The sequence below is a fragment of the Streptomyces saintjeani genome (assembly GCF_055409605.1).
This window is the reverse complement of sequence record NZ_CP189624.1, coordinates 7,994,444-8,013,229: the sequence shown is the minus strand read 5'-3', so window position 1 is coordinate 8,013,229 and position 18,786 is coordinate 7,994,444. Positions and strand designations below refer to the sequence as shown.

17 protein-coding genes are annotated in these 18,786 nt (G+C 71.4%); 4 read left to right on the top strand and 13 right to left on the bottom strand.

What is annotated here, in order from left to right; genetic code table 11:
- Nucleotides 1-98 precede the first annotated feature (98 nt).
- From hpnE to ACQCO7_RS36035, 10 genes are all read right to left on the bottom strand, one after another.
- Complete coding sequence (hpnE, locus tag ACQCO7_RS36080) at nucleotides 99-1,490, bottom strand: hydroxysqualene dehydroxylase HpnE (protein WP_464075747.1); 1,392 nt, start codon at nucleotides 1,488-1,490, stop codon at nucleotides 99-101.
- A 121-nt stretch (nucleotides 1,491-1,611) separates the two neighbouring features.
- Nucleotides 1,612-2,562, bottom strand: a complete 951-nt coding sequence (gene hpnD / locus ACQCO7_RS36075) for a presqualene diphosphate synthase HpnD (protein ID WP_464075746.1) — start codon at nucleotides 2,560-2,562, stop codon at nucleotides 1,612-1,614.
- Complete coding sequence (hpnC, locus tag ACQCO7_RS36070; RefSeq protein ID WP_464075745.1) at nucleotides 2,559-3,461, bottom strand: squalene synthase HpnC; 903 nt, start codon at nucleotides 3,459-3,461, stop codon at nucleotides 2,559-2,561. The genes hpnD and hpnC overlap by 4 nt, the downstream gene beginning before the upstream one ends.
- A gap of 359 nt (nucleotides 3,462-3,820) precedes the next feature.
- On the bottom strand, nucleotides 3,821-4,603 hold the full coding sequence (locus ACQCO7_RS36065; protein WP_464075744.1) for an ABC transporter ATP-binding protein: 783 nt from the start codon (nucleotides 4,601-4,603) through the stop codon (nucleotides 3,821-3,823).
- Nucleotides 4,596-5,525 carry an ABC transporter permease gene (locus ACQCO7_RS36060; RefSeq protein WP_464075743.1) on the bottom strand — a complete coding sequence of 310 codons (930 nt, stop codon included), beginning with the start codon at nucleotides 5,523-5,525 and terminating at the stop codon, nucleotides 4,596-4,598. Before ACQCO7_RS36060 ends, ACQCO7_RS36065 begins: the two co-directional genes overlap by 8 nt.
- 136 nt (nucleotides 5,526-5,661) lie before the next feature.
- Nucleotides 5,662-6,507 carry a glycosyltransferase family 2 protein gene (locus tag ACQCO7_RS36055; protein WP_464077373.1) on the bottom strand — a complete coding sequence of 282 codons (846 nt, stop codon included), beginning with the start codon at nucleotides 6,505-6,507 and terminating at the stop codon, nucleotides 5,662-5,664.
- A gap of 44 nt (nucleotides 6,508-6,551) precedes the next feature.
- Nucleotides 6,552-7,331: a CDP-alcohol phosphatidyltransferase family protein gene (locus ACQCO7_RS36050; protein ID WP_464075742.1), complete on the bottom strand. Its 780-nt coding sequence runs from the start codon at nucleotides 7,329-7,331 to the stop codon at nucleotides 6,552-6,554.
- Complete coding sequence (locus tag ACQCO7_RS36045; RefSeq protein ID WP_464075741.1) at nucleotides 7,309-8,370, bottom strand: iron-containing alcohol dehydrogenase family protein; 1,062 nt, start codon at nucleotides 8,368-8,370, stop codon at nucleotides 7,309-7,311. The genes ACQCO7_RS36050 and ACQCO7_RS36045 overlap by 23 nt, the downstream gene beginning before the upstream one ends.
- Nucleotides 8,358-9,095 carry a phosphocholine cytidylyltransferase family protein gene (locus tag ACQCO7_RS36040; RefSeq protein ID WP_464075740.1) on the bottom strand — a complete coding sequence of 246 codons (738 nt, stop codon included), beginning with the start codon at nucleotides 9,093-9,095 and terminating at the stop codon, nucleotides 8,358-8,360. Before ACQCO7_RS36040 ends, ACQCO7_RS36045 begins: the two co-directional genes overlap by 13 nt.
- Nucleotides 9,092-10,900, bottom strand: coding sequence for a DUF5941 domain-containing protein (locus ACQCO7_RS36035; protein WP_464075739.1), 1,809 nt, complete (start codon nucleotides 10,898-10,900; stop codon nucleotides 9,092-9,094). The genes ACQCO7_RS36040 and ACQCO7_RS36035 overlap by 4 nt, the downstream gene beginning before the upstream one ends.
- A 412-nt stretch (nucleotides 10,901-11,312) precedes the next feature.
- On the opposite strand from ACQCO7_RS36035, the gene ACQCO7_RS36030 reads away from it, so the two are divergent.
- Together ACQCO7_RS36030 and idi are read left to right on the top strand one after the other, a co-directional pair.
- Nucleotides 11,313-12,254, top strand: a complete 942-nt coding sequence (locus ACQCO7_RS36030) for a cation diffusion facilitator family transporter (protein WP_464075738.1) — start codon at nucleotides 11,313-11,315, stop codon at nucleotides 12,252-12,254.
- A 246-nt stretch (nucleotides 12,255-12,500) separates the two neighbouring features.
- Nucleotides 12,501-13,094 carry an isopentenyl-diphosphate Delta-isomerase gene (gene idi, locus ACQCO7_RS36025; RefSeq protein ID WP_464075737.1) on the top strand — a complete coding sequence of 198 codons (594 nt, stop codon included), beginning with the start codon at nucleotides 12,501-12,503 and terminating at the stop codon, nucleotides 13,092-13,094.
- 45 nt (nucleotides 13,095-13,139) lie between these two features.
- On the opposite strand, the gene ACQCO7_RS36020 is transcribed toward idi, so the two are convergent.
- Entirely contained in the window at nucleotides 13,140-13,643 is a 504-nt protein-coding gene (locus tag ACQCO7_RS36020) for an ATP-binding protein (protein ID WP_050375553.1), read from the bottom strand.
- 219 nt (nucleotides 13,644-13,862) lie between these two features.
- Here ACQCO7_RS36020 and ACQCO7_RS36015 point away from each other — a divergent pair, with 219 nt between their 5' ends.
- The gene (locus tag ACQCO7_RS36015; protein ID WP_464075736.1) at nucleotides 13,863-14,606 is read left to right on the top strand and encodes an enoyl-CoA hydratase/isomerase family protein; all 744 of its coding nucleotides are present in this window, start codon (nucleotides 13,863-13,865) and stop codon (nucleotides 14,604-14,606) included.
- Here the strand turns inward: ACQCO7_RS36015 and ACQCO7_RS36010 are convergent.
- Entirely contained in the window at nucleotides 14,590-15,234 is a 645-nt protein-coding gene (locus ACQCO7_RS36010; RefSeq protein ID WP_464075735.1) for a DJ-1/PfpI family protein, read from the bottom strand. The genes ACQCO7_RS36015 and ACQCO7_RS36010 overlap by 17 nt on opposite strands.
- A gap of 31 nt (nucleotides 15,235-15,265) precedes the next feature.
- A complete protein-coding gene (locus tag ACQCO7_RS36005; RefSeq protein ID WP_464075734.1) occupies nucleotides 15,266-16,222 on the bottom strand; it encodes a GlxA family transcriptional regulator in 957 nt (318 codons plus the stop codon).
- A 160-nt stretch (nucleotides 16,223-16,382) separates the two neighbouring features.
- Between ACQCO7_RS36005 and ACQCO7_RS36000 the strand changes: the two genes are divergently transcribed.
- On the top strand, nucleotides 16,383-18,752 hold the full coding sequence (locus ACQCO7_RS36000; protein WP_464075733.1) for a Tex family protein: 2,370 nt from the start codon (nucleotides 16,383-16,385) through the stop codon (nucleotides 18,750-18,752).
- Nucleotides 18,753-18,786: the final 34 nt, after the last annotated feature.

Here is an 18,786-nt window from a genome sequence, read left to right as displayed (position 1 = left end):
AGTTTCTCCTCTTGTCGCGGTGTGCGCGGCGTGCGCGGCGTGATCGGGGGCCGCGGTACCGGAGGTGCGGGAACCTGCCGTGCTGTGCTGGTGGAGCATCAGGCGGCCTCCTCTGATGCGAAGAGCCGGGAGGGGCGTGGCCGGCCGAGCGCGCCGAGCGCGGCGTCCGCCGCGTTCGTACCGCTGCGGACCGCGCTCTCCATGGTCGCGGGCCACCCGGTGGCGGTCCACGCGCCGGCCAGGTAGAGGCCGGGGGCTTTCGTGCGGGCGCCGGGACGCAGCCGCCCGACGCCGGGGGCGGGGGCGAAGGTCGCGGTCTTCTCGCGGGTGACGAAGAAGTCGCGTACGGCGGCGCCGCGCGCCTTCGGCAGCAGCTTCTCCAGCTCGGGGAGGTAGCGCTCGCGGAGCGAAGCCACGGGCGCGTCGATCTCGTCCCGCACGGCCGACTGGGACAGCGCCAGGTACTGGCCGCCGGTGAGCCCGGAGGCGGCGGTGCGGTCGAAGACCCACTGCACGGGGGTGCCGAGGGCCGCGAGGAAGGGGACGTTCATGACCGGCCGGTCGTAGATCACGTGCACGTTCAGGATCGGCGCGGTGCCGATCTCCAGCAGCCGCTCGGGGGCGTCGAGCGCGCCGTCCGGCAGGAGGTCGTACGCCTCGCGCTGGGGTACGGCGAGGACGACCGCGTCGGTCTCGAGGGCGCGGCCGGGAACTTCCACGGTCCACCGGCCGTTGTCCCGGCGGGAGATGGAGGTGACGCGTGTTCGGACCTCGATGTTCACGCCCGCGGAGTCGAGCGCCTTGCGGGCCAGCCGGTCGTGCAGTTCGCCCAGCGGCACATGGGCCCAGCCGATGTCGGCGGCGCCCGGGTCGGACAGCAGACCGGTCTTGAACACCATCGCGGCGAGCCCCAGCGAGGCGTCTGCGGCGACCGCGTTGAGGGTGGCGACCCCGACCAGGTCCCACAGGGCCTCGACGGTCCGCGCGGACTGGCCGTGCGCGGCCAGCCAGCCGCCGAAGTCCTGGTCGTCCAGCGCCGGATCGGCGAGGTCGAGCCCCTTCAGCGCGAGCGCGGCACGGCCCACCTTGGCGCGCTCGGCGAGCGAGAGATGCGGGTACGTGGCGAGGCTGCGCCCGAGATGCAGCGGCACCGGCAGGGCGTCCCGCCTGAGCCGGCCCAGCCGCCGTCCCTCGGGTCTGGCGACGTCGACGACCGGTACGTCCAGCCGGGGCTGGAGCGGGGCGAGTCCGGCGCCGCCGATGCGCTCCAGGAACCAGCGGTAGGCCGTGCAGCAGCGCAGGTAGACGTGCTGGCCGTTGTCGACGCTCAACTCGCCGCGCTGGAAGGAGAACGCGAGGCCGCCGAGGCGTGGCCGGCCTTCGAGGAGGGTGACCTGCACGCCCGCGTCCGCGAGGCCGAGCGCCGCGGTGACCCCGGCGAGGCCGCCGCCGACGACGACGGCGGAGCGGCCGGTGCTCTCGTCGGTCATCGTGCGCCCTTTCCCGGTCCCCCGCGGTGGTGGATGAACTGTGCACCGGGGGCTGTCGCAGACAGGGACGCCGCGCCGGGGCGTGAGGTTGCCCGGGGTACCTGTGGGGCGTGTGCGCCCATCAGGGGTGCCTCCTGACGGTCTGCCGGGAGACGTGCCGGGCGTCGAGTCCGGACAGGCCGCGCGCGGCGACGTACGCCTTCTCCCGGCCGGGCAGCGAGACCCGGCCGCGCAGGACGGCCTCGGGGTCGCGTTCGATGCGGTCGAGCAGGCGCCGGTAGATCCCGGCCATCGCGGCCACGCAGGCGCCGCTGCGCCGGTCCAGCATCGGCAGCAGGCGGTAGCCCTCGGCGAACAGCGCGCGGGCGCGCCGTACCTCGAAGTGGATGAGGCCCGCGAAGTCGGAGCCCGGCGGGGGCGATGGGGCGGCGAAGCCGGCCGCGCAGCCGAACTTGGCGAGGTCGTCGGCGGGGAGGTAGGTACGGCCGCCCTCGGCGTCCTCGCGGACGTCGCGCAGGATGTTGGTGAGCTGGAGGGCGAGGCCGAGGGTGTCGGCGTACTCGGGGGCCCGCTCGACGCCGCGCGCGCCGGGGCGGGTGCCGAAGACGCCGATGGAGAGCCGGCCGATGGCTCCGGCGACGCACTTGCAGTACGTCTTGAGGTCGTCCCAGGTCTCGTAGGTCTCGCCGCGCAGGTCCATCTCGACGCCGTCGATCAGCTCGTCGAGTCCGCCGAGCGGGACCGGGTAGACGCGGGAGGTGTGGGCGAGGGCGACCGCGACGGGGTCGGTGTCGTCCTCGGCGACGTCGCCCACGCGCACCCGCGCGAGCAGGGCGCGGGTCTCGTCGAGCCGGGTGCGTTTCACCTCGGGTTTCAGGTCGCCGTCACCGATGTCGTCGACGCGTCGGGAGAACGCGTACAGCGCGGACATCGCGCGTCTCTTGGATGTGGGCAGCAGCCGGATGCCGTAAGCGAAGTTGCGGGCCTGTGTGCCGGTGACGGCCTCGCAGTAGCTGTAGGCGGCGAGTACCGGCGCGGACACGTTCGGTGACGGTTCCACGGACCGGATCACCCCTCTCCTCGCAGGGTCACGCCCACCTCGCGCAGCAGCCTGAGCTTGCCGGGCCTCGGCGGGCCGGGAAGTACGTCGTACCGGACGGCGGAGATCGCGTGCGCCGCCGCCCGTCCCCCCGCCACGAACCCCGCGAGCAGCAGTCTGAGCCTGCCGGTGACGCTACCCACAAGGGGGGCGCCTTCATTCAGGAGTTGACAGGCGCGTTCCGTCTCGAACGCGACCAGTGCGCGCAGGGACGCGCCGGCGTGCGCCTGCGCGAGGTCGGTCTCGGTGACACGGAAGCGGTCCATGTCCTCGGCGGGCAGGTAGATGCGGTCGCGGCCGAGGTCCTCGGCGACGTCCTGGAGGTGTTCGACGATCTGGAGGGCGGTGCAGATCGCGTCGGAGCGGCGGATCCGTTCGGGGGTCGCGGTGCCGGTGACGGCCAGGACCAGGCGGCCCACCGGGTTGGCGGACAGCTCGCAGTAGGCGAGGAGGTCGTCGTACGTCGCGTAGCGGCTGACCAGCTGGTCCTGGCGGTTGGCGGCGATCAGGCCCAGGAAGGGCCCGGGGGTGAGGTCGCGGCGGCGGACCGTGGGCTGGAGGTTCAGCAGGAGGGGGTGGCGGGGTGTGCCGTCGAAGACGCGGCGCAGGTCGGCCTCGAAGGCGTCGAGCATGGCCACGCGGTCGTCGGCCTGCGACGCGGGGACGCCGAGGAGGCGGGCGTCCGCGCCGCCGGGGGCGAGGTCGCCGTCGCCGATGTCGTCGACGAGGCGCGCGAAGCCGTAGACGGCCATGAGGTCGTCGCGCCAGGCGCGGGGGAGGAAGAAGGGGGCGACGGGGAAGTTCTCGTCGGCGGCCTTGTCGAGCGTGCCGCGCGTGCCGCGGGCGTCGTGCGCGAGGGTGGTGTCGGTCATCGGCCGCCGCCCAAGACGGCACGCTGTGCGTCGGTCCTGGGGGTCTCCGTAGCCATTGCCGTCACATCTCCCGTTCTACACTGCCGACCCAATACACACTATTTCGGACACGCCGCCCGGACCCCCGCGCGGCGGTGTCCCAGCTGAAGTCGTCCGCGCACGTTATCGCCCCACTTGCCGCGATTCGAGACCGCTACAGCTTACGTTGTACAGCGCACGGTGGTTCGTCGGGGTCTCCCGCAGATCACAACAACACACCGATTGCCGTCAAGATTCCTTGGGGCCCGCCGAGTTGACATTTCTTTTGCAGACGCGAGGCCCCGCCGGAAGGTTCCGACGGGGCCCCGGTGTCCGGCGGGCTATTTGCCCGTGAACTTCTCGTACTCCTTGATCACCGCGTCCGTCGGACCGTCCATCCGCAGCTCGCCGCGCTCCAGCCACAGGACCCGGTCGCAGGTGTCGCGGATCGACTTGTTGCTGTGGCTGACGAGGAACACTGTGCCCGCCTGCTTGCGCAGCTCCCGGATGCGTTCCTCGGAGCGCACCTGGAACTTGCGGTCGCCGGTCGCGAGGGCCTCGTCGATCATCAGGACGTCGTGGTCCTTGGCGGCGGCGATGGAGAAGCGCAGCCGCGCCGCCATCCCGGAGGAATAGGTGCGCATCGGCAGCGAGATGAAGTCGCCCTTCTCGTTGATCCCCGAGAAGTCGACGATCTCCTGGTAGCGCTCCTTGACCTGCTCCCGGGACATGCCCATGGCCAGCCCGCCGAGGACGACGTTGCGCTCGCCGGTCAGGTCGTTCATCAGGGCCGCGTTCACGCCGAGCAGCGAGGGCTGCCCGTCGGTGTACACCTTGCCGCTCTCCGGCGGCAGCAGCCCGGCGATCGCCCGCAGCAGCGTCGACTTGCCGGAGCCGTTGGTGCCGATCAGCCCGATCGCCTCGCCCCGGTACGCGGTGAACGACACCCCCCGTACCGCGTGGACCTTGCGGACACCGCGCTCCTCGCCGGTCTTCCCGCGCCTGACGATCCGGCTCAGCGCTGCGGTCGCGCTGCCCTTGCCGCCCTTGGCGCCGTTGACGCGGTAGACGATGTGCACGTCCTGCGCGATGACGGTGGGCACCCTGGGGTTCTGCTCAGCCACGGCCGTACCTCTCCTCCGCCTGCCAGAAGTACACGAAGCCGCCGACGGCGAACAGGACGGCCCAGCCGCCCGCGACCATCCAGACGTGGTCGGGGAGGTTGGACGAGCCGTAGTCCTCGATCAGGGCGAAACGCATCAGGTCCATGTAGACGGCCGTCGGGTTCCACTGGAGCACCGTGGAGACCCAGCCGGGCCGCTCCGCGAGGTACACCGGGATGGAGAACATGACGCCGGACGCGTACATCCACGTCCGCAGCACGAACGGCATGAGCTGCGCGAGGTCGGGGGTCTTGGCGCCCGCGCGGGCGAAGATCAGGGCGAGGCCGGTGTTGAAGAGGAACTGGAGCGCCAGCACCGGCACGATCAGCGCCCAGGACAGGTCGGGGTAGCTGCCGAACGCCATCACGACCAGGAACAGCACCAGCATCGACCACAGCAGCTGCTGGAGCTGCTGGAGCGCGAAGGAGATCGGCAGGGACGCGCGCGGGAAGTGCAGCGCGCGCACCAGGCCGAGGTTGCCGGAGATCGCCCGCACGCCCGACATGACCGAGCTCTGCGTGAAGGTGAAGACGAAGATGCCCGTGACGAGGAACGGGATGTAGACGTCCTTCGGCATGCCCTTCCCGGCGTTCAGGATGAGCCCGAAGATCAGGAAGTACACGACCGCGTTCAGCAGCGGCGTCGCCACCTGCCACAGCTGGCCCAGCTTGGCCTGGCTGTACTGCGCGGCCAGCTTCGCCGAGGAGAAGGCCAGGATGAAGTGGCGCCGCCCCCACAGCTGGCGGACGTAGGCGCGCAGGCCCGGCCGTGCGCCGCTGACCGCGAGGCCGTACTTCTCGGCGAGCTGGAGCGGCGTGAGTCCGTCGTCCGGTGACGGGGGCTCACTCGTCATGACGCCGCCTTCATGGGTTCTCTCACTCACAAGCGGAAACTTTCGTCTCGGGATGCGCGGCCTGGGCGGGCCTGGCACGAGGCGGGGGCCGTCGCGCGGCCGGGGGTGACCTGGTAGGCCCTGTCGCCGGATTCCCGTTGCCGACCGGGCCTGGGGGACGAGCTTTTCAGATGATCGGCGGACGGCCCAGTCGGGTCAGCCGCCACACCGTACGCCACCGCATCGGCCGGCGTGGGCCGCAGTCGGTTCTCCAGCCTTCCCGGAAACCGCCGAACCACGCCTTCAGCGCGGATATGGAGGGCCGGCGGACCAGGGTCAGCGCCAGCCACACCCCGAGGTAGACCGGGACCAGGACGGCGGGCAGGTTGCGGCGGGCCAGCCACACGCGGTTGCGGGCCACCATCCGGTGGTAGACCGCGTGCCGCGAGGGCGCCGTCGTCGGGTGGAACAGCACCATGTCGGACCGGTAGTCGATCCCCCACCCCGCGTCCAGCGCCCGCCAGGCGAGGTCGGTCTCCTCGTGGGCGTAGAAGAACGCGTCCGGCAACCCGCCGACCTCGGCGAACACCTGGGTGCGTACGGCGTTGGCGCCGCCGAGGAACGTCGTGACCCGCGAGGAGCGCATCGGGTCGGAGGCCCGCAGCCTCGGCACGTGCCGGCGCTGCGTCACCCCCGTCCGCGGATCGGCGATGCGGAAGCTGACGATCCCGAGCCGCGCGTCCTGCGTGAACGCCCTGCGGCACAGCTCGGCGGTGTCGTGCTCCGGCAGCAGGCCGTCGTCGTCGAGGAACAGCAGTATGTCGACGTCCCGCCCGCTCGGCCCGAACGCCTCGATGCCGACGTTGCGCCCGCCCGGGATGCCGAGGTTCTCCGGCAGCTCGACCGTGCGCACGCCCTCGGGTACGTCGGGGACGGGCGAACCGTTGCCGACCACGACCACCTCGACCGGGTCGCCGTCCTGCTTGGCGACCGAGTCGAGCAGCGCCCGCAGTTCCTCGGGACGGTTGCCCATCGTGATGACGACGGCGCCGACCTTCGGGCCGGCCTCGGCGGTGGTCACTTCAGCCTGCTGGAGACCAGCACCGACACCAGGTGCAGCAGCGTCTGGAGCAGCGCGATACCGGCCAGGACGGCGGTGCCGAGGCGGGTCCAGAACAGGTCGCCGTGGTAGTGGTCGGCGACCGCGAGGACCAGGATCAGCAAGGACGCCTCGATGCCGAGGATCAGCCGGTGGAACTTGAGCGCGGCGGCGGCCTTGCGGGCCAGCGCCATCCCGGAGGAGCGCGGCTCGGACGCCGACTCCTTCACCGGCGCCATCCCGTTCTGGTGCCGGGCCACCCCGACCAGGTCCGTCTCGGCCTTGATCAGGATCGCGCCGAGCGCGGCGAGCGTCCCGAGGAACGCCCACAGCCAGTCGATGCGCCCGGTGCCGAACACGTCGGCGGCACGCAGGCCCAGACCGACGAGGACGGCCGCGTCGGTCAGGTAGGCGCCGACACGGTCCAGATAGACCCCGGCCAGCGAGTACTGCTTGCGCCAGCGCGCGATCTCGCCGTCCACGCAGTCCAGCAGGAGGTAGAGCTGGACCGCGACGACGCCGAGCACGGCACCGGTGATGCCGGGTACCAGCAGGGCGGGTGCGGCCAGGACGCCGCAGACCGTCATCAGGTACGTCAACTGGTTCGGTGTGACGCGGGTGTTGACCAGGTAGCGGTCGATCCTGAGGGACACCTCGCGCATGTAGAGGCGGCCCATCCAGTGCTCGCCGCTGCGGCGGTCCTTGACCCCGGCGGGGTGGACTACCGGCCGGAGTTCAGCTACCGATGGCCTTGACATAGTCGGCGTAGACGTCCTTGATCTGGTCGGTCTTGAGGTCGAGGTGTTCGAGGATCGTGTAGCGGCCCGGCCGGGTCTGCGGGGCGAACTCGACGGCCTGGACGAACTCGTCCACGCTGAAGCCGATCTCCTCCGGCAGCACCGGCAGTCCGTGGCGGCGCAGGACCTCCGCCATGTACGCGGACTCCTCGTGCGCGCCCCGCAGGTACATGGCGAACGCGGCACCGAGTCCGCACTGCTCGCCGTGGGCCGCGGCACGCTTGGGGAACAGCAGGTCGAAGGCGTGGTTGATCTCGTGGCAGGCGCCGGAGGAGGGCCGCGAGTCGCCGGAGACGGACATCGCGATCCCGGTGAGGACCAGCGCCTCGGCGAGGACCTGGAGGAACCCGTCGTCGCCGACGCCCCCGGGGTGGCGCAGCACCGCCTCGCCCGCCTGGCGGGCCATGGCCGCGGCGAGGCCGTCGATCTTCTCGCCGTTGACCTGGTTCGACAGCTCCCAGTCCGCGACGGCCGAGATGTTGGAGATGGCGTCGCCGATGCCGGAGCGCACGAAGCGGACGGGGGCGTCGCGGACCAGGTCCAGGTCGATCACGACGGCGATCGGGGTCGGCACGCCGTAGGAACCGCGGCCCGCGTCGTTGTCGAGAGTCGCGACCGGTGAACACAGGCCGTCGTGCGCCAGGTTGGTGGCGACGGCCACCAGCGGCAGCCCGACCCGGGCGGCGGCGAACTTCGCGCAGTCGATGATCTTTCCGCCGCCGAGTCCGACGACCGCGTCGTAGTGGCCGGCCTTGATGGCACCGGCGAGCTCGATCGCGTCGTCGAGGGTGCCGCCTCCGACCTCGTACCAGCTCGCGCCCGGGAGCATCGGCTTGAGACGGTCCTTCAGCCGCGCCCCGGAACCGGGGCTCACCGCGATCGCCAGCTTCCCCGAATGGGAGATGCGCTCGTCGGCGAGTACCGACGCCAGGTCGTCGAGGGCACCCCGGCGGATGTCCACGACGACCGGCGACGGGATCAGCCGGGTCAGTACTGGCATGCGATCTCCCGCCCCTTGGCCAGGTCGTCGTGGTTGTCGATCTCGACCCACGAGACGTCGCCGATGGGCGCCACGTCGATCTGGAAGCCGCGGTTGACCAGCTCCTGGTAGCCGTGCTCGTAGAACTGCTGGGGGTCGGTCTCCCAGACGGTCTTCAGCGCGTCGGCCAGCGCGTCGGTGGCCTCGCCCTCGATGAGGGTGACGCCGATGTACTCGCCGGTCGCATCGAGCGGGTCCATCAGCTTGGTGATCTTCCGGACGCCCTTCTCGGGGTCGGCGACGACCTTCATCTCCTCGTCGGCCAGCGACTTGACGGTGTCCAGCGCGAGGATGATCCGCTTGCCGTCGCCGCGCGCGGCCAGCAGCGTCCGCTCGACCGACACGGGGTGGACGGTGTCGCCGTTGGCGAGGATCACGCCGTCGCGCAGGGCGTCACGGCCGCACCACAGGGAGTAGGCGTTGTTCCACTCCTCGGCCTTGTCGTTGTCGATGAGGGTGAGCTTCAGGCCGTACTTGGCCTCCAGCGCCGCCTGGCGCTCGTACACGGCCTCCTTGCGGTACCCGACGATGATCGCGACCTCGGTGAGGCCGATCTCGGCGAAGTTGCCGAGGGTCAGGTCGAGGACGGTCGTCTCGCCGTCCACCGGCACCAGTGCCTTGGGCAGGGTGTCGGTGTAGGGGCGCAGTCTCCGGCCGGCGCCGGCCGCCAGCACGAGGCCGATCATGCGGGTTCTCCTTCGTCGTGTACGGCAGGGGCGCCGGCTTTGTGTGCGGCGACCCAGAAGCGGATGCTCTCGACGAGCACCAGCAGGGCGACGGCCACGGCGAGCGCCGTGAGCGCGAGCGTGAACGGCTTCCCGTCGAGCAGGGCGGCGAGGACGCAGACGAGCAGCGTCCGTCCTTCCTGCCCCCCGATGGCGCGCACCAGCCAGGCCGGCGGCGCTCCGGCGCCACCGCGGATGCGGTACACCGTGTCGTAGTGATGGTAGGCGACGGCACCCACCAGCCCGAAAGCCGCCGGAAGCGCTCCGTTCACGTCGGCTTGGGCCGCGAGCAACAGAACGGTGGTGTATTCGGCGGTGCGGAAGAGGGGGACGACCAGCCAGTCCAGGCTGCCCTTGAGGGGCAGGGCGGTGGCGGTCGCGGAGCCGAGGACGTAGAGCGCGGCGAAAATCAGGGGCCAGCGGCTGCCGTATCCCGTGAGGGCGGCGGCGAGCAGCAGGGGTGCCGTGACGCCGACGACCGTGCCGACGCGGGAGACGGTGCCGTGGTCGCGTACGCCCATGCGTCGGCTCAGGGGGTGCAGGACCGCGACGAGCGCGCCGTTGTCCGCCATGTCCGCCAGCGCCTGCGCGGAGCGGTCCGTGTTCGGGGTGCGGCGGCGGACCGAGCGGGCGACGCGGCCGGCCGTGGTGTACGCGGCGGCGAAGGCGCAGCCGATCAGCAGCGCGTAGAAGGTGATGCGGGGGGTCGCGACGGCCGTCAGGACCGCGATCATCGCCCAGCGTTCGCCGATCGGCAGGATGATCATGCGGCGTATCCACACCGACAGGCCGACCTTCTTGACCGGGCCGGTCGCGGGCGGCGCTACGTCGTCCTCGGCCTCGTGGTACGCGAAGTCGACCATGTGGCGGACGCTCTGGAGGACCATCGCGGCGAGCGCCAGGGCCCATACATCGTCACTGCCGCCGCCGCGCGCCGCTCCGAGGGCGAGGCCCGCGTAGTACGCGTACTCCTTGGCCCGGTCGAAGGTCGCGTCCAGCCAGGCGCCGAGGGTCGAGTACTTGAGCGCGTAGCGGGCCAGCTGGCCGTCCGTGCAGTCCAGGACGAAGGACACGATCAGCAGGATGCCGGCCGCGACGAACCCTCCGCGCGTGCCGGTCGCCGCGCAGCCCGCCGCGACCAGGGCCGTGAGCAGGGAGGCGGTGGTGACCTGGTTCGGGGTCAGGCCCCGGCGCGCGCACCAGCGGGCGAGGTGGCGGGAGTAGGGGCTGATGAAGAAGGTCGTGAAGAAGCCGTCGCCGGACTTCACGGAGGACTTGAGGCGTACGGCCTCGTCGTCGACGGCGGCGACCGCCTGCCGGGCCTCGTTGCGAGCCTGCGGGTCCTGCGGGACGACGGCCACGAGGCTGCCCAGCGCGGGGCGGTGCAGGGGGGTGCCCTCCGCGTCGAGGGCCTGGACGACACGGTCGGCGACGCTGTCGACGGCTATCGCCGTACGGCCGCCCGCAGAGGTCTCCCGCGCGAGGGCCCGCGTCAGGGCGGCGCGGGCGTCGGGGCGGGCGGTGACGGCGCCGGGTACGGCGGACAGCGGGAACCGGGGGTCGGTGAGGGCCAGCCGCAGCGCGTGCACATGCCCCACGAACCGGGCGTCGACCAGGGCGACGCGGCCCTCGCACGGGGACTCGGCTATGGCCCGTTCCGCCTCTTCGGCGCCCTCGACAACCCTGACCTCGAACCCCAGGGACCTCAGATCCGCCTCGATCGACGATCCGGGGACCGGAGTGCCGGTGAGGATGGCGGTCGACAACCGAACTCACTCCCTGAGAGCCGGCGCGTCCCGGCCATGTACGACGAATGTTCCGCGCCCTGCCCCCGACTCCGGGCGGGCGATATGACGGCAGAGGCTATCGGATACCCGAAGGCTTACGTTCACTGCCCGTTCAACCGTGCTCAAGACCGTCCACACCGGGCTCGGGCGAGATCATCATCGGTGATCAAGGGGGTTCCGGCCAAACCGTGCCGACAGGGCGGTGACGAGCGGTGGTCCCTTCGTCACGGGCCCTTGTGTCCACGTACCCGCGAAACCCTCGCCCCGACTCTGACCTGCGGTTCATTTACGCAGGTCAGAGCACATGACAACGGTGTTCAGTGCCGCGTTGCCGGATACCCCCCACCCGTAGTTCACTGTGATCCGGAACTAGCGCCGGGAGGGTGTTGTCGTGGGTGCTGGACACGATCACGGGCATGGGCACGGTCATGCGCCGCCGAGCGGGACGGCCGCCGCCGCGTACAAGGGACGGCTGCGGATCGCGCTCGGGATCACGCTGAGCGTGATGGTGGTGCAGATCGTCGGCGGGGTCGCCGCGGACTCGCTGGCGCTGGTCGCGGACGCGGCCCATATGGCCACCGACGCCGTGGGGCTCGGGATGGCGCTGCTGGCGATCCGGTTCGCGGAGCGGCCGGCGAGTTCGCACCGGACGTTCGGGCTCGCCCGCGCGGAGATCCTCGCGGCGCTCGCGAACTGCCTGCTGCTGCTCGGGGTCGGCGGGTACGTGCTGTACGAGGCGGTGCAGCGGTTCTTCACGCCCGCGCCGACCGAGGGCGGCCTCATGGCCGTGTTCGGCGCGATCGGCCTGGTCGCGAACATGATCTCGCTCACGCTCCTGATGCGCGGCCAGAAGGAGAGCCTGAACGTGCGCGGCGCGTTCCTGGAGGTCGCCGCCGACACGCTCGGCTCCGTCGCGGTGCTGATCTCGGCCACGGTGATCCTGACGACGGGCTGGCAGACCGCCGACCCGGTCGCCTCGCTGGTGATCGGCCTGATGATCGTCCCGAGGACGGTCAAGCTGCTGCGCGAGACGCTGGACGTGCTGCTGGAGTCCGCGCCCAAGGACGTCGACATGACCGAGGTGCGCGACCACATCCTCGCCCTGGACGGCGTCGAGGACGTCCACGACCTGCACGCCTGGACGATCACCTCGGGCCTGCCGGTGCTGTCCGCGCACATCGTCGTCCGCTCCGACGTCCTGGACGCGATCGGCCACGAGAAGCTGTTGCACGATCTCCAGGGCTGCCTGGGGCACCACTTCGACGTCGAGCACTGCACGTTCCAGCTGGAGCCGAGCGGGCACGCGCAGCACGAGGCGCGGCTCTGTCACTGAGGAACTGAGGAGGTGAGGAGCCGGGGGGCCACGGCGGATGCGGTCGGACCATCCGATTTTCGGCCGTGCTTGCGACGTACCACTCGTCCGGGTTGGTTGTCGGCCCGCGCCCCGCAGGGGACGGTTCCGGGGCTGCCGGGGCGGGCAAGATCACCCATCGGGCCCCGTTCCCGGCACCGCTTCGCGCCGGGAGCGCCGGACGTGTACGGCAGACTGGGGGCGCGAGGACCGATGCTAAGGATGGGTATGCCGATCACACCTGCCACCACGACGCACAGTGCACCGAGCGGCACCACGGACCCGATCCTGCTGGAACTGGTCGACGAGAACGGCGTCACGATCGGCACGGCCGAGAAGCTGACCGCGCACCAGCCGCCGGGGCAGCTGCACCGCGCGTTCTCGGTGTTCCTCTTCGACGAACAGGGCCGTCTCCTGCTCCAGCAGCGCGCGCTCGGCAAGTACCACTCCCCCGGCGTGTGGTCGAACACCTGCTGCGGCCACCCGTACCCCGGTGAGGCCCCGTTCGCGGCGGCGGCCCGGCGGACGCACGAGGAACTGGGCGTCTCCCCCTCGCTGATGGCCGAGGCGGGCACCGTCCGCTACAACCACCCCGACCCCGAATCGGGCCTGGTGGAGCAGGAGTTCAACCACCTCTTCGTCGGCCTCGTGCAGTCGCCGGTGCGGCCGGAGCCGGAGGAGGTCGGCGACACGGCCTTCGTGACGGCCGCGGAACTCGCCGAGCGGCACGCGAAGGACCCGTTCTCCTCCTGGTTCATGACCGTCCTGGACGCCGCGCGCCCGGCGGTCCGCGAACTGACGGGCGATGCGGCGGGCTGGTAGGGACGGACCGGTGGGAGGCGGTCAGCCGCCTCCCGGGCTCCCTGGTCAGCCCCTGCGCAAAGGTTTCAGCGGGAGCGCCGCCCAGATGACCTTGCCGCCCGTCGTCGTGTGTTCCACGTCGCACACGCCGCCCGCCTCCCGGGTGAACTCCCGCACCAGCAGCAGCCCCCGGCCGCCGGTCTCGCTGTGAGGGTTCTCCAGGGCGGTCGGACGGTACGGGTGGTTGTCCTCGACGGACACCCGCACCCACTCCGCGCCGACCGCCACCTCCAGCGCGAGCGTCGGCGACAGCAGCGCCGCGTGCTTGACGGCGTTGGTCACCAGCTCCGACACGATCAGCAGGAGCCCGTCGACGATGTCGTCCGCGACCGGCACGCCCTGCCGGTGCAGCAGGTCCCGTACGGCGCGCCGCGCCTGCGGGACGGAGGCATCCACGGCGGGCGCGGTGAACCGCCACACCCCCTCGTACGGCAGCGGCTCCGGCGCCGCCCCGGTCGTGCTGTCGCCGCCCTCTGGGCGTGGGTCGGGCCCGCACCCGTGATCGTCCATCGTCCGGTCGCCGCCTCTGTCCTCGATGCCGCTGTACTCGGTTGTCACCACACGTCGAGTGTTGGCAACGGCGCCGTCCGCTCTTGTTGACTGGCCGTAAATAGATCGATATTGATCGAATCGCAGGCCCCTGGGGGTGACGGTTTACGGATACGACCGTTTCGTTGATCAGGCGGTTGCCAGGAACGTTCCTCCGGGCGGCGGTTAGCATCCCCTGACATGGAGCCCCGTCTGTCCCACCGGGTGGCCGATTCGGTCGCCACCGTCGTCATCGGCCACCCCGCGCGGCGCAACGCCATGACCCCGGACATGTGGCGCGCCCTGCCGCCGCTGCTCGCGTCCCTCGCGGACGACCCGCGCGTGGGCGCGCTGGTGCTCACCGGGGAGGGCGGCACGTTCTGCGCGGGCGCCGACATCTCCAGCCTGCGCGGGTCGACCGCCGAGGCACGGGAGCTGCCGGTCCTCGCGGAGGAGGCGCTGGCCGCGTTCCCCCGGCCCACCCTGGCCGCCGTACGCGGGCACTGCGTGGGCGGCGGGGCGCAGTTGGCGGCGGCCTGCGATCTGCGGTTCGCGGAGGAGGGGGCGCTGTTCGGGGTGACGCCCGCGAAGCTGGGGCTGGTCTATCCGGCGTCCACCACGCGGCGGCTGGTGTCCCTGGTGGGGCCGGCGACCGCGAAGTGGCTGCTGTTCTCCGGGGAGTTGATCGGTACGGAGCGCGCGCTGCGCACGGGGTTCGTCGACGAGGTGGTGCCTGCCGGTGAACTCGACAAGCGGGTCGGGGAGTTCACGCGGGTCCTGGTCTCCCGCTCGCGGTTGACGCAGGCGGCGGCGAAGGAGTTCGCGGACGGGCGCACGGACCGGGACGCGTACTGGGCCGAGGCGGAACGCGGCAGCGGCGACGGCGCCGAGGGGGTCGCCGCGTTCCTGGAGCGCAGGGCGCCGAGGTTCAGCTGGTCCCGTTGAGGACGAAACGGCTGCGGGCGCGCAGGGACTCGACGATCTCCGCGGGAGCCTTCTGCGGTGAACCGGCGTCGTAGGGCGGCTGCGGGTCGTACTCGATGACGAGCTGGACCGTCTGCGCGACGGTGTCACCGGCGATCCGGCCGAGCAGCGCGAGCCCCATGTCGATGCCGGAGGAGACGCCCGCCGCGGTGACGTACTTGCCGTCGAACACGACCCGCTCGCCGGTCGGTTCGGCGCCGAAGGTGCGCAGCGTGTCCAGGCCCAGCCAGTGCGAGGTCGCGCGGCGGCCTTCGAGCAGGCCCGCGGCGCCCAGGAGCAGCGAGCCGGTGCACACGGACGTCGTCCAGGTGCTGGCCTCGTCGGCCTCGCGCAGCCAGTCCAGGAGGCGTTCGTTGTCCATCTGCCGGGTCTGGCCGGGGCCGCCGGGGACCACGACGATGTCGGGGCGGGTGACCTCGTCGAGCGTGCGGTCGGCGGTGAGGGCGAGGTGTCCGGTGTGCGTGCGGACGGGGCCGGCCTTCTCGGCGACGAAGACGATCTCGGCGTCGGGGACGCCCTCCAGGGGTTCGTAGGGGCCTACCGCGTCGAGGGCGGTGAATCCGTCGAACAGGAGGATGGCGATCTGCATGGGTGGGGCCTTCCGGTGGTGGGCGGGTGATTCAGGTCGTGCTCGGGCGGAAGCGGCGGCGGTATTCCGCCGGGGGTGTGCCGAGGGCCTTGACGAAGGCCCGGCGCATGGCTTCGGGGGTGCCGTAGCCGCTCGTGCGGGAGATCTGTTCGATGCCGGCCGTGGTGTCCTCCAGGAGGCGGCGGGCGTGTTCGAGGCGGACGCGGTCCACGTAGCGGCCCGGGGTGGTGCCGGTCTCGGCGCGGAAGGCTCTCGCGAAGTGGCGGGGAGACAGAGCCGCGCGAGCGGCCAGCGAATCGACGTCCAGGTCGGCCGCCGGGTGCTCGGAGATCCAGCGCTGGACCTCCCGCAGGGGTTCACGCCGGGCCATCTGGGCAGTGAGCTGGGCGCTGAACTGGGCCTGGTTGCCCGGGCGACGCAGGAAGACGACGAGGTTGCGGGCCACCGCGAGGGCGACGTCGCGGCCGAGGTCCTCCTCGACGAGGGCGAGCGCGAGGTCGATGCCCGCGGTCACGCCCGCCGAGGTGGAGACGGCGCCGTCACGGACGTAGATGGGCTCGGGGTCGACGTCTACCTCCGGGTGGTCCTGGGCGAGTTTCGCGCAGTACGCCCAGTGCGTCGTCGCCCGCCGCCCGTCGAGGAACCCCGCCTGCGCGAGCCGGATCGCGCCGGTGCACACCGACACCAGGCGCCGCGCGCGCGAGGCGTTGCCCCGCAGCCAGGCGACGAGTTCCGGGGCCTCGCCCCGCGTCCCCGGGCCGCCGGGCACCAGCAGGGTGTCGGGGACGGGCGCGTCGGACAGGGCCGTGTCCGGGACGAGGGTCAGGCCGCTGGTGGTGCGTACGGGGGCGCCGTCCAGGGAGGCCGTGACGATCCGGTAGCTGCCGGGGGCGAACACGTGCGTGCCCGCGAAGACCTCCGCCGGGCCGCTCACGTCGAGGCTCTGGACGCCGTCGAAGAGGACGACGAGGACGGTGCGCTCTTCCATGCGTCCGATTCTTCGTGGGTGTCCGGGCGGCTGCAATGACGCGCTTCCCACCTTTTCGGCCACGGTCGGCCGGGACGAGTTCGTGCACCAGGTCACCCGGTGTCAGTGGCACCTGCCACAATTGCGGCGCAAGCTGACGTTGGAGAAGGCGGTACGGGTCGTGACCGAAGCAGGGTCCATCGAAGGCAGGATCGCCGGGGAACTCGGCGTACGGGAGCGGCAGGTCAGGGCGGCCGTGGAGCTGCTCGACGGCGGCTCCACGGTGCCGTTCATCGCCCGCTACCGCAAGGAAGCGACGGAGATGCTCGACGACGCGCAGCTGCGCACGCTCGAAGAGCGCCTGCGCTACCTGCGCGAGCTGGAGGAACGGCGTACGGCGGTCCTGGAGTCGGTCCGCGAGCAGGGCAAGCTGACGGGCGAGCTGGAGGCGCGCATCCAGGGCGCCGAGACGAAGGCGCGGCTGGAGGACATCTACCTGCCGTTCAAGCCGAAGCGGCGTACGAAGGCCCAGATCGCGCGCGAGGCCGGGCTCGAACCGCTCGCCGAGGGCCTGCTCGGGGACCCGTCCGTCGACCCGCTGGCCGCCGCGACCGCCTTCGTGGACGCGGACAAGGGCGTCGCCGATCCGCAGGCCGCGCTGGACGGGGCGCGCGCGATCCTCACCGAGCGGTTCTCGGAGGACGCCGACCTGATCGGCGAGGTCCGGGAGCGGATGTGGACGCGCGGGCGGCTGGCCGCGAAGGTGCGGGCCGGGAAGGAGGAGGCGGGCGCGAAGTTCGCCGACTACTTCGACTTCGCGGAGCCGTTCACCGCGCTGCCCTCGCACCGGATTCTGGCGATGCTGCGGGGGGAGAAGGAGGATGTCCTCGATCTCGTGCTGGAGCCGGAGGAGCCGTCGGCGGACACTGCGGGTGCTGGTTCGGGTGCGGGTTCCGTTTCGTCGTACGAGCCGATCATCGCCTCGCGGTTCGGGATCGCCGAGCGTGGCCGTCCCGGGGACAAGTGGCTCCTCGACACGGTGCGCTGGGCCTGGCGCACCCGCATCCTCGTCCACCTCGGCATCGACATCCGCCTGCGCCTGCGGACGGCCGCCGAGGACGAGGCGGTCAACGTGTTCGCCGCCAACCTCCGCGACCTCCTGCTCGCCGCCCCCGCCGGCACGCGCGCGACGCTCGGCCTCGACCCCGGTTTCCGTACGGGCGTGAAGGTCGCCGTCGTCGACGCGACCGGCAAGGTCGTCGCCACCGACGTCATCTACCCGCACGTCCCGGCGAACAAGTGGGACGAGGCGATCGCCAAGCTCGCGCGCCTCGCGAAGGAGCACGCGGTCGAGCTGGTCGCCATCGGCAACGGGACCGCGTCCCGCGAGACCGACAAGCTCGCCGGTGAACTCATCACCAAGCACCCCGAGCTGAAGCTGACGAAGGTCATGGTCTCCGAGGCCGGTGCCTCCGTGTACTCGGCGTCCGCGTTCGCCTCGCAGGAGCTGCCCGACATGGACGTGTCGCTGCGCGGCGCCGTCTCCATCGCGCGGCGGCTCCAGGACCCCCTCGCCGAGCTCGTGAAGATCGACCCCAAGTCCATCGGGGTCGGGCAGTACCAGCACGACCTCTCCGAGGTGAAGCTGTCGCGGTCCCTCGACGCGGTCGTCGAGGACTGTGTGAACGGCGTCGGGGTCGACGTCAACACGGCGTCCGCGCCGCTGCTGGCCCGCGTGTCCGGGGTGACCTCCACGCTCGCGGAGAACATCGTCGCCCACCGCGATGCCAACGGGCCGTTCCGGTCCCGTACCGAGCTGAAGAAGGTCGCCCGGCTCGGGCCCAAGGCGTACGAGCAGTGTGCCGGGTTCCTGCGGATCCGGGGCGGGGACGATCCGCTCGACTCGTCCAGCGTGCACCCCGAGGCGTACCCCGTCGTCCGGCGGATGGTGAAGACGTCCGGGCAGGAAGTCGCCTCGCTCGTCGGTAATACGGCTACCCTGCGGTCACTTCGGGCAAGTGACTTCGTCGATGAGACGTTCGGGCTTCCTACCGTTTCCGACATTCTCAAGGAGTTGGAGAAGCCCGGTCGGGATCCTCGGCCCGCCTTCAAGACGGCGACGTTCAAGGACGGGGTCGAGAAGATCGCCGACCTGTCCTCCGGGATGGTGCTGGAGGGTGTTGTCACCAACGTCGCCGCGTTCGGGGCGTTCGTCGATGTCGGTGTGCATCAGGACGGGCTCGTGCATGTTTCCGCGATGTCGCGGAATTTCGTCAAGGACCCTCGGGAAGTGGTGAAGCCGGGGGACATCGTCAAGGTGAAGGTGCTTGACGTCGATATTCCCCGGAAGAGGATTTCGTTGACTCTGCGGCTTGAGGACGAGGCGGCGAATTCGGGGGCGGCTTCTGGTTCTCGGCGTCCGCCTCAGCAGCGGCAGCAAGGGCGTGGGGGTGGCGGCGGGCAGCGGTCGGCTCCGGCGCCGTCCAATAGTGCGATGGCTGATGCCCTGCGGAAAGCTGGACTGGTGGATCCCAAGAAAAGGAAGCGCTAAAGGTCTGTGGGGAACTGCGGGTCCATTGTGGCCG

Coding starts and splice junctions, on each gene's coding strand:
- hpnE (WP_464075747.1), bottom strand. CDS start 1,490: ATGACCGACGAGAGCACCGGCCGCTCCGCCGTCGTCGTCGGCGGCGGC.
- hpnC (WP_464075745.1), bottom strand. CDS start 3,461: ATGACCGACACCACCCTCGCGCACGACGCCCGCGGCACGCGCGGCACG.
- ACQCO7_RS36055 (WP_464077373.1), bottom strand. CDS start 6,507: ATGGGCAACCGTCCCGAGGAACTGCGGGCGCTGCTCGACTCGGTCGCC.
- ACQCO7_RS36050 (WP_464075742.1), bottom strand. CDS start 7,331: ATGTCAAGGCCATCGGTAGCTGAACTCCGGCCGGTAGTCCACCCCGCC.
- ACQCO7_RS36045 (WP_464075741.1), bottom strand. CDS start 8,370: ATGCCAGTACTGACCCGGCTGATCCCGTCGCCGGTCGTCGTGGACATC.
- ACQCO7_RS36040 (WP_464075740.1), bottom strand. CDS start 9,095: ATGATCGGCCTCGTGCTGGCGGCCGGCGCCGGCCGGAGACTGCGCCCC.
- idi (WP_464075737.1), top strand. CDS start 12,501: ATGCCGATCACACCTGCCACCACGACGCACAGTGCACCGAGCGGCACC.
- ACQCO7_RS36020 (WP_050375553.1), bottom strand. CDS start 13,643: ATGGACGATCACGGGTGCGGGCCCGACCCACGCCCAGAGGGCGGCGAC.
- ACQCO7_RS36015 (WP_464075736.1), top strand. CDS start 13,863: ATGGAGCCCCGTCTGTCCCACCGGGTGGCCGATTCGGTCGCCACCGTC.
- ACQCO7_RS36010 (WP_464075735.1), bottom strand. CDS start 15,234: ATGCAGATCGCCATCCTCCTGTTCGACGGATTCACCGCCCTCGACGCG.
- ACQCO7_RS36005 (WP_464075734.1), bottom strand. CDS start 16,222: ATGGAAGAGCGCACCGTCCTCGTCGTCCTCTTCGACGGCGTCCAGAGC.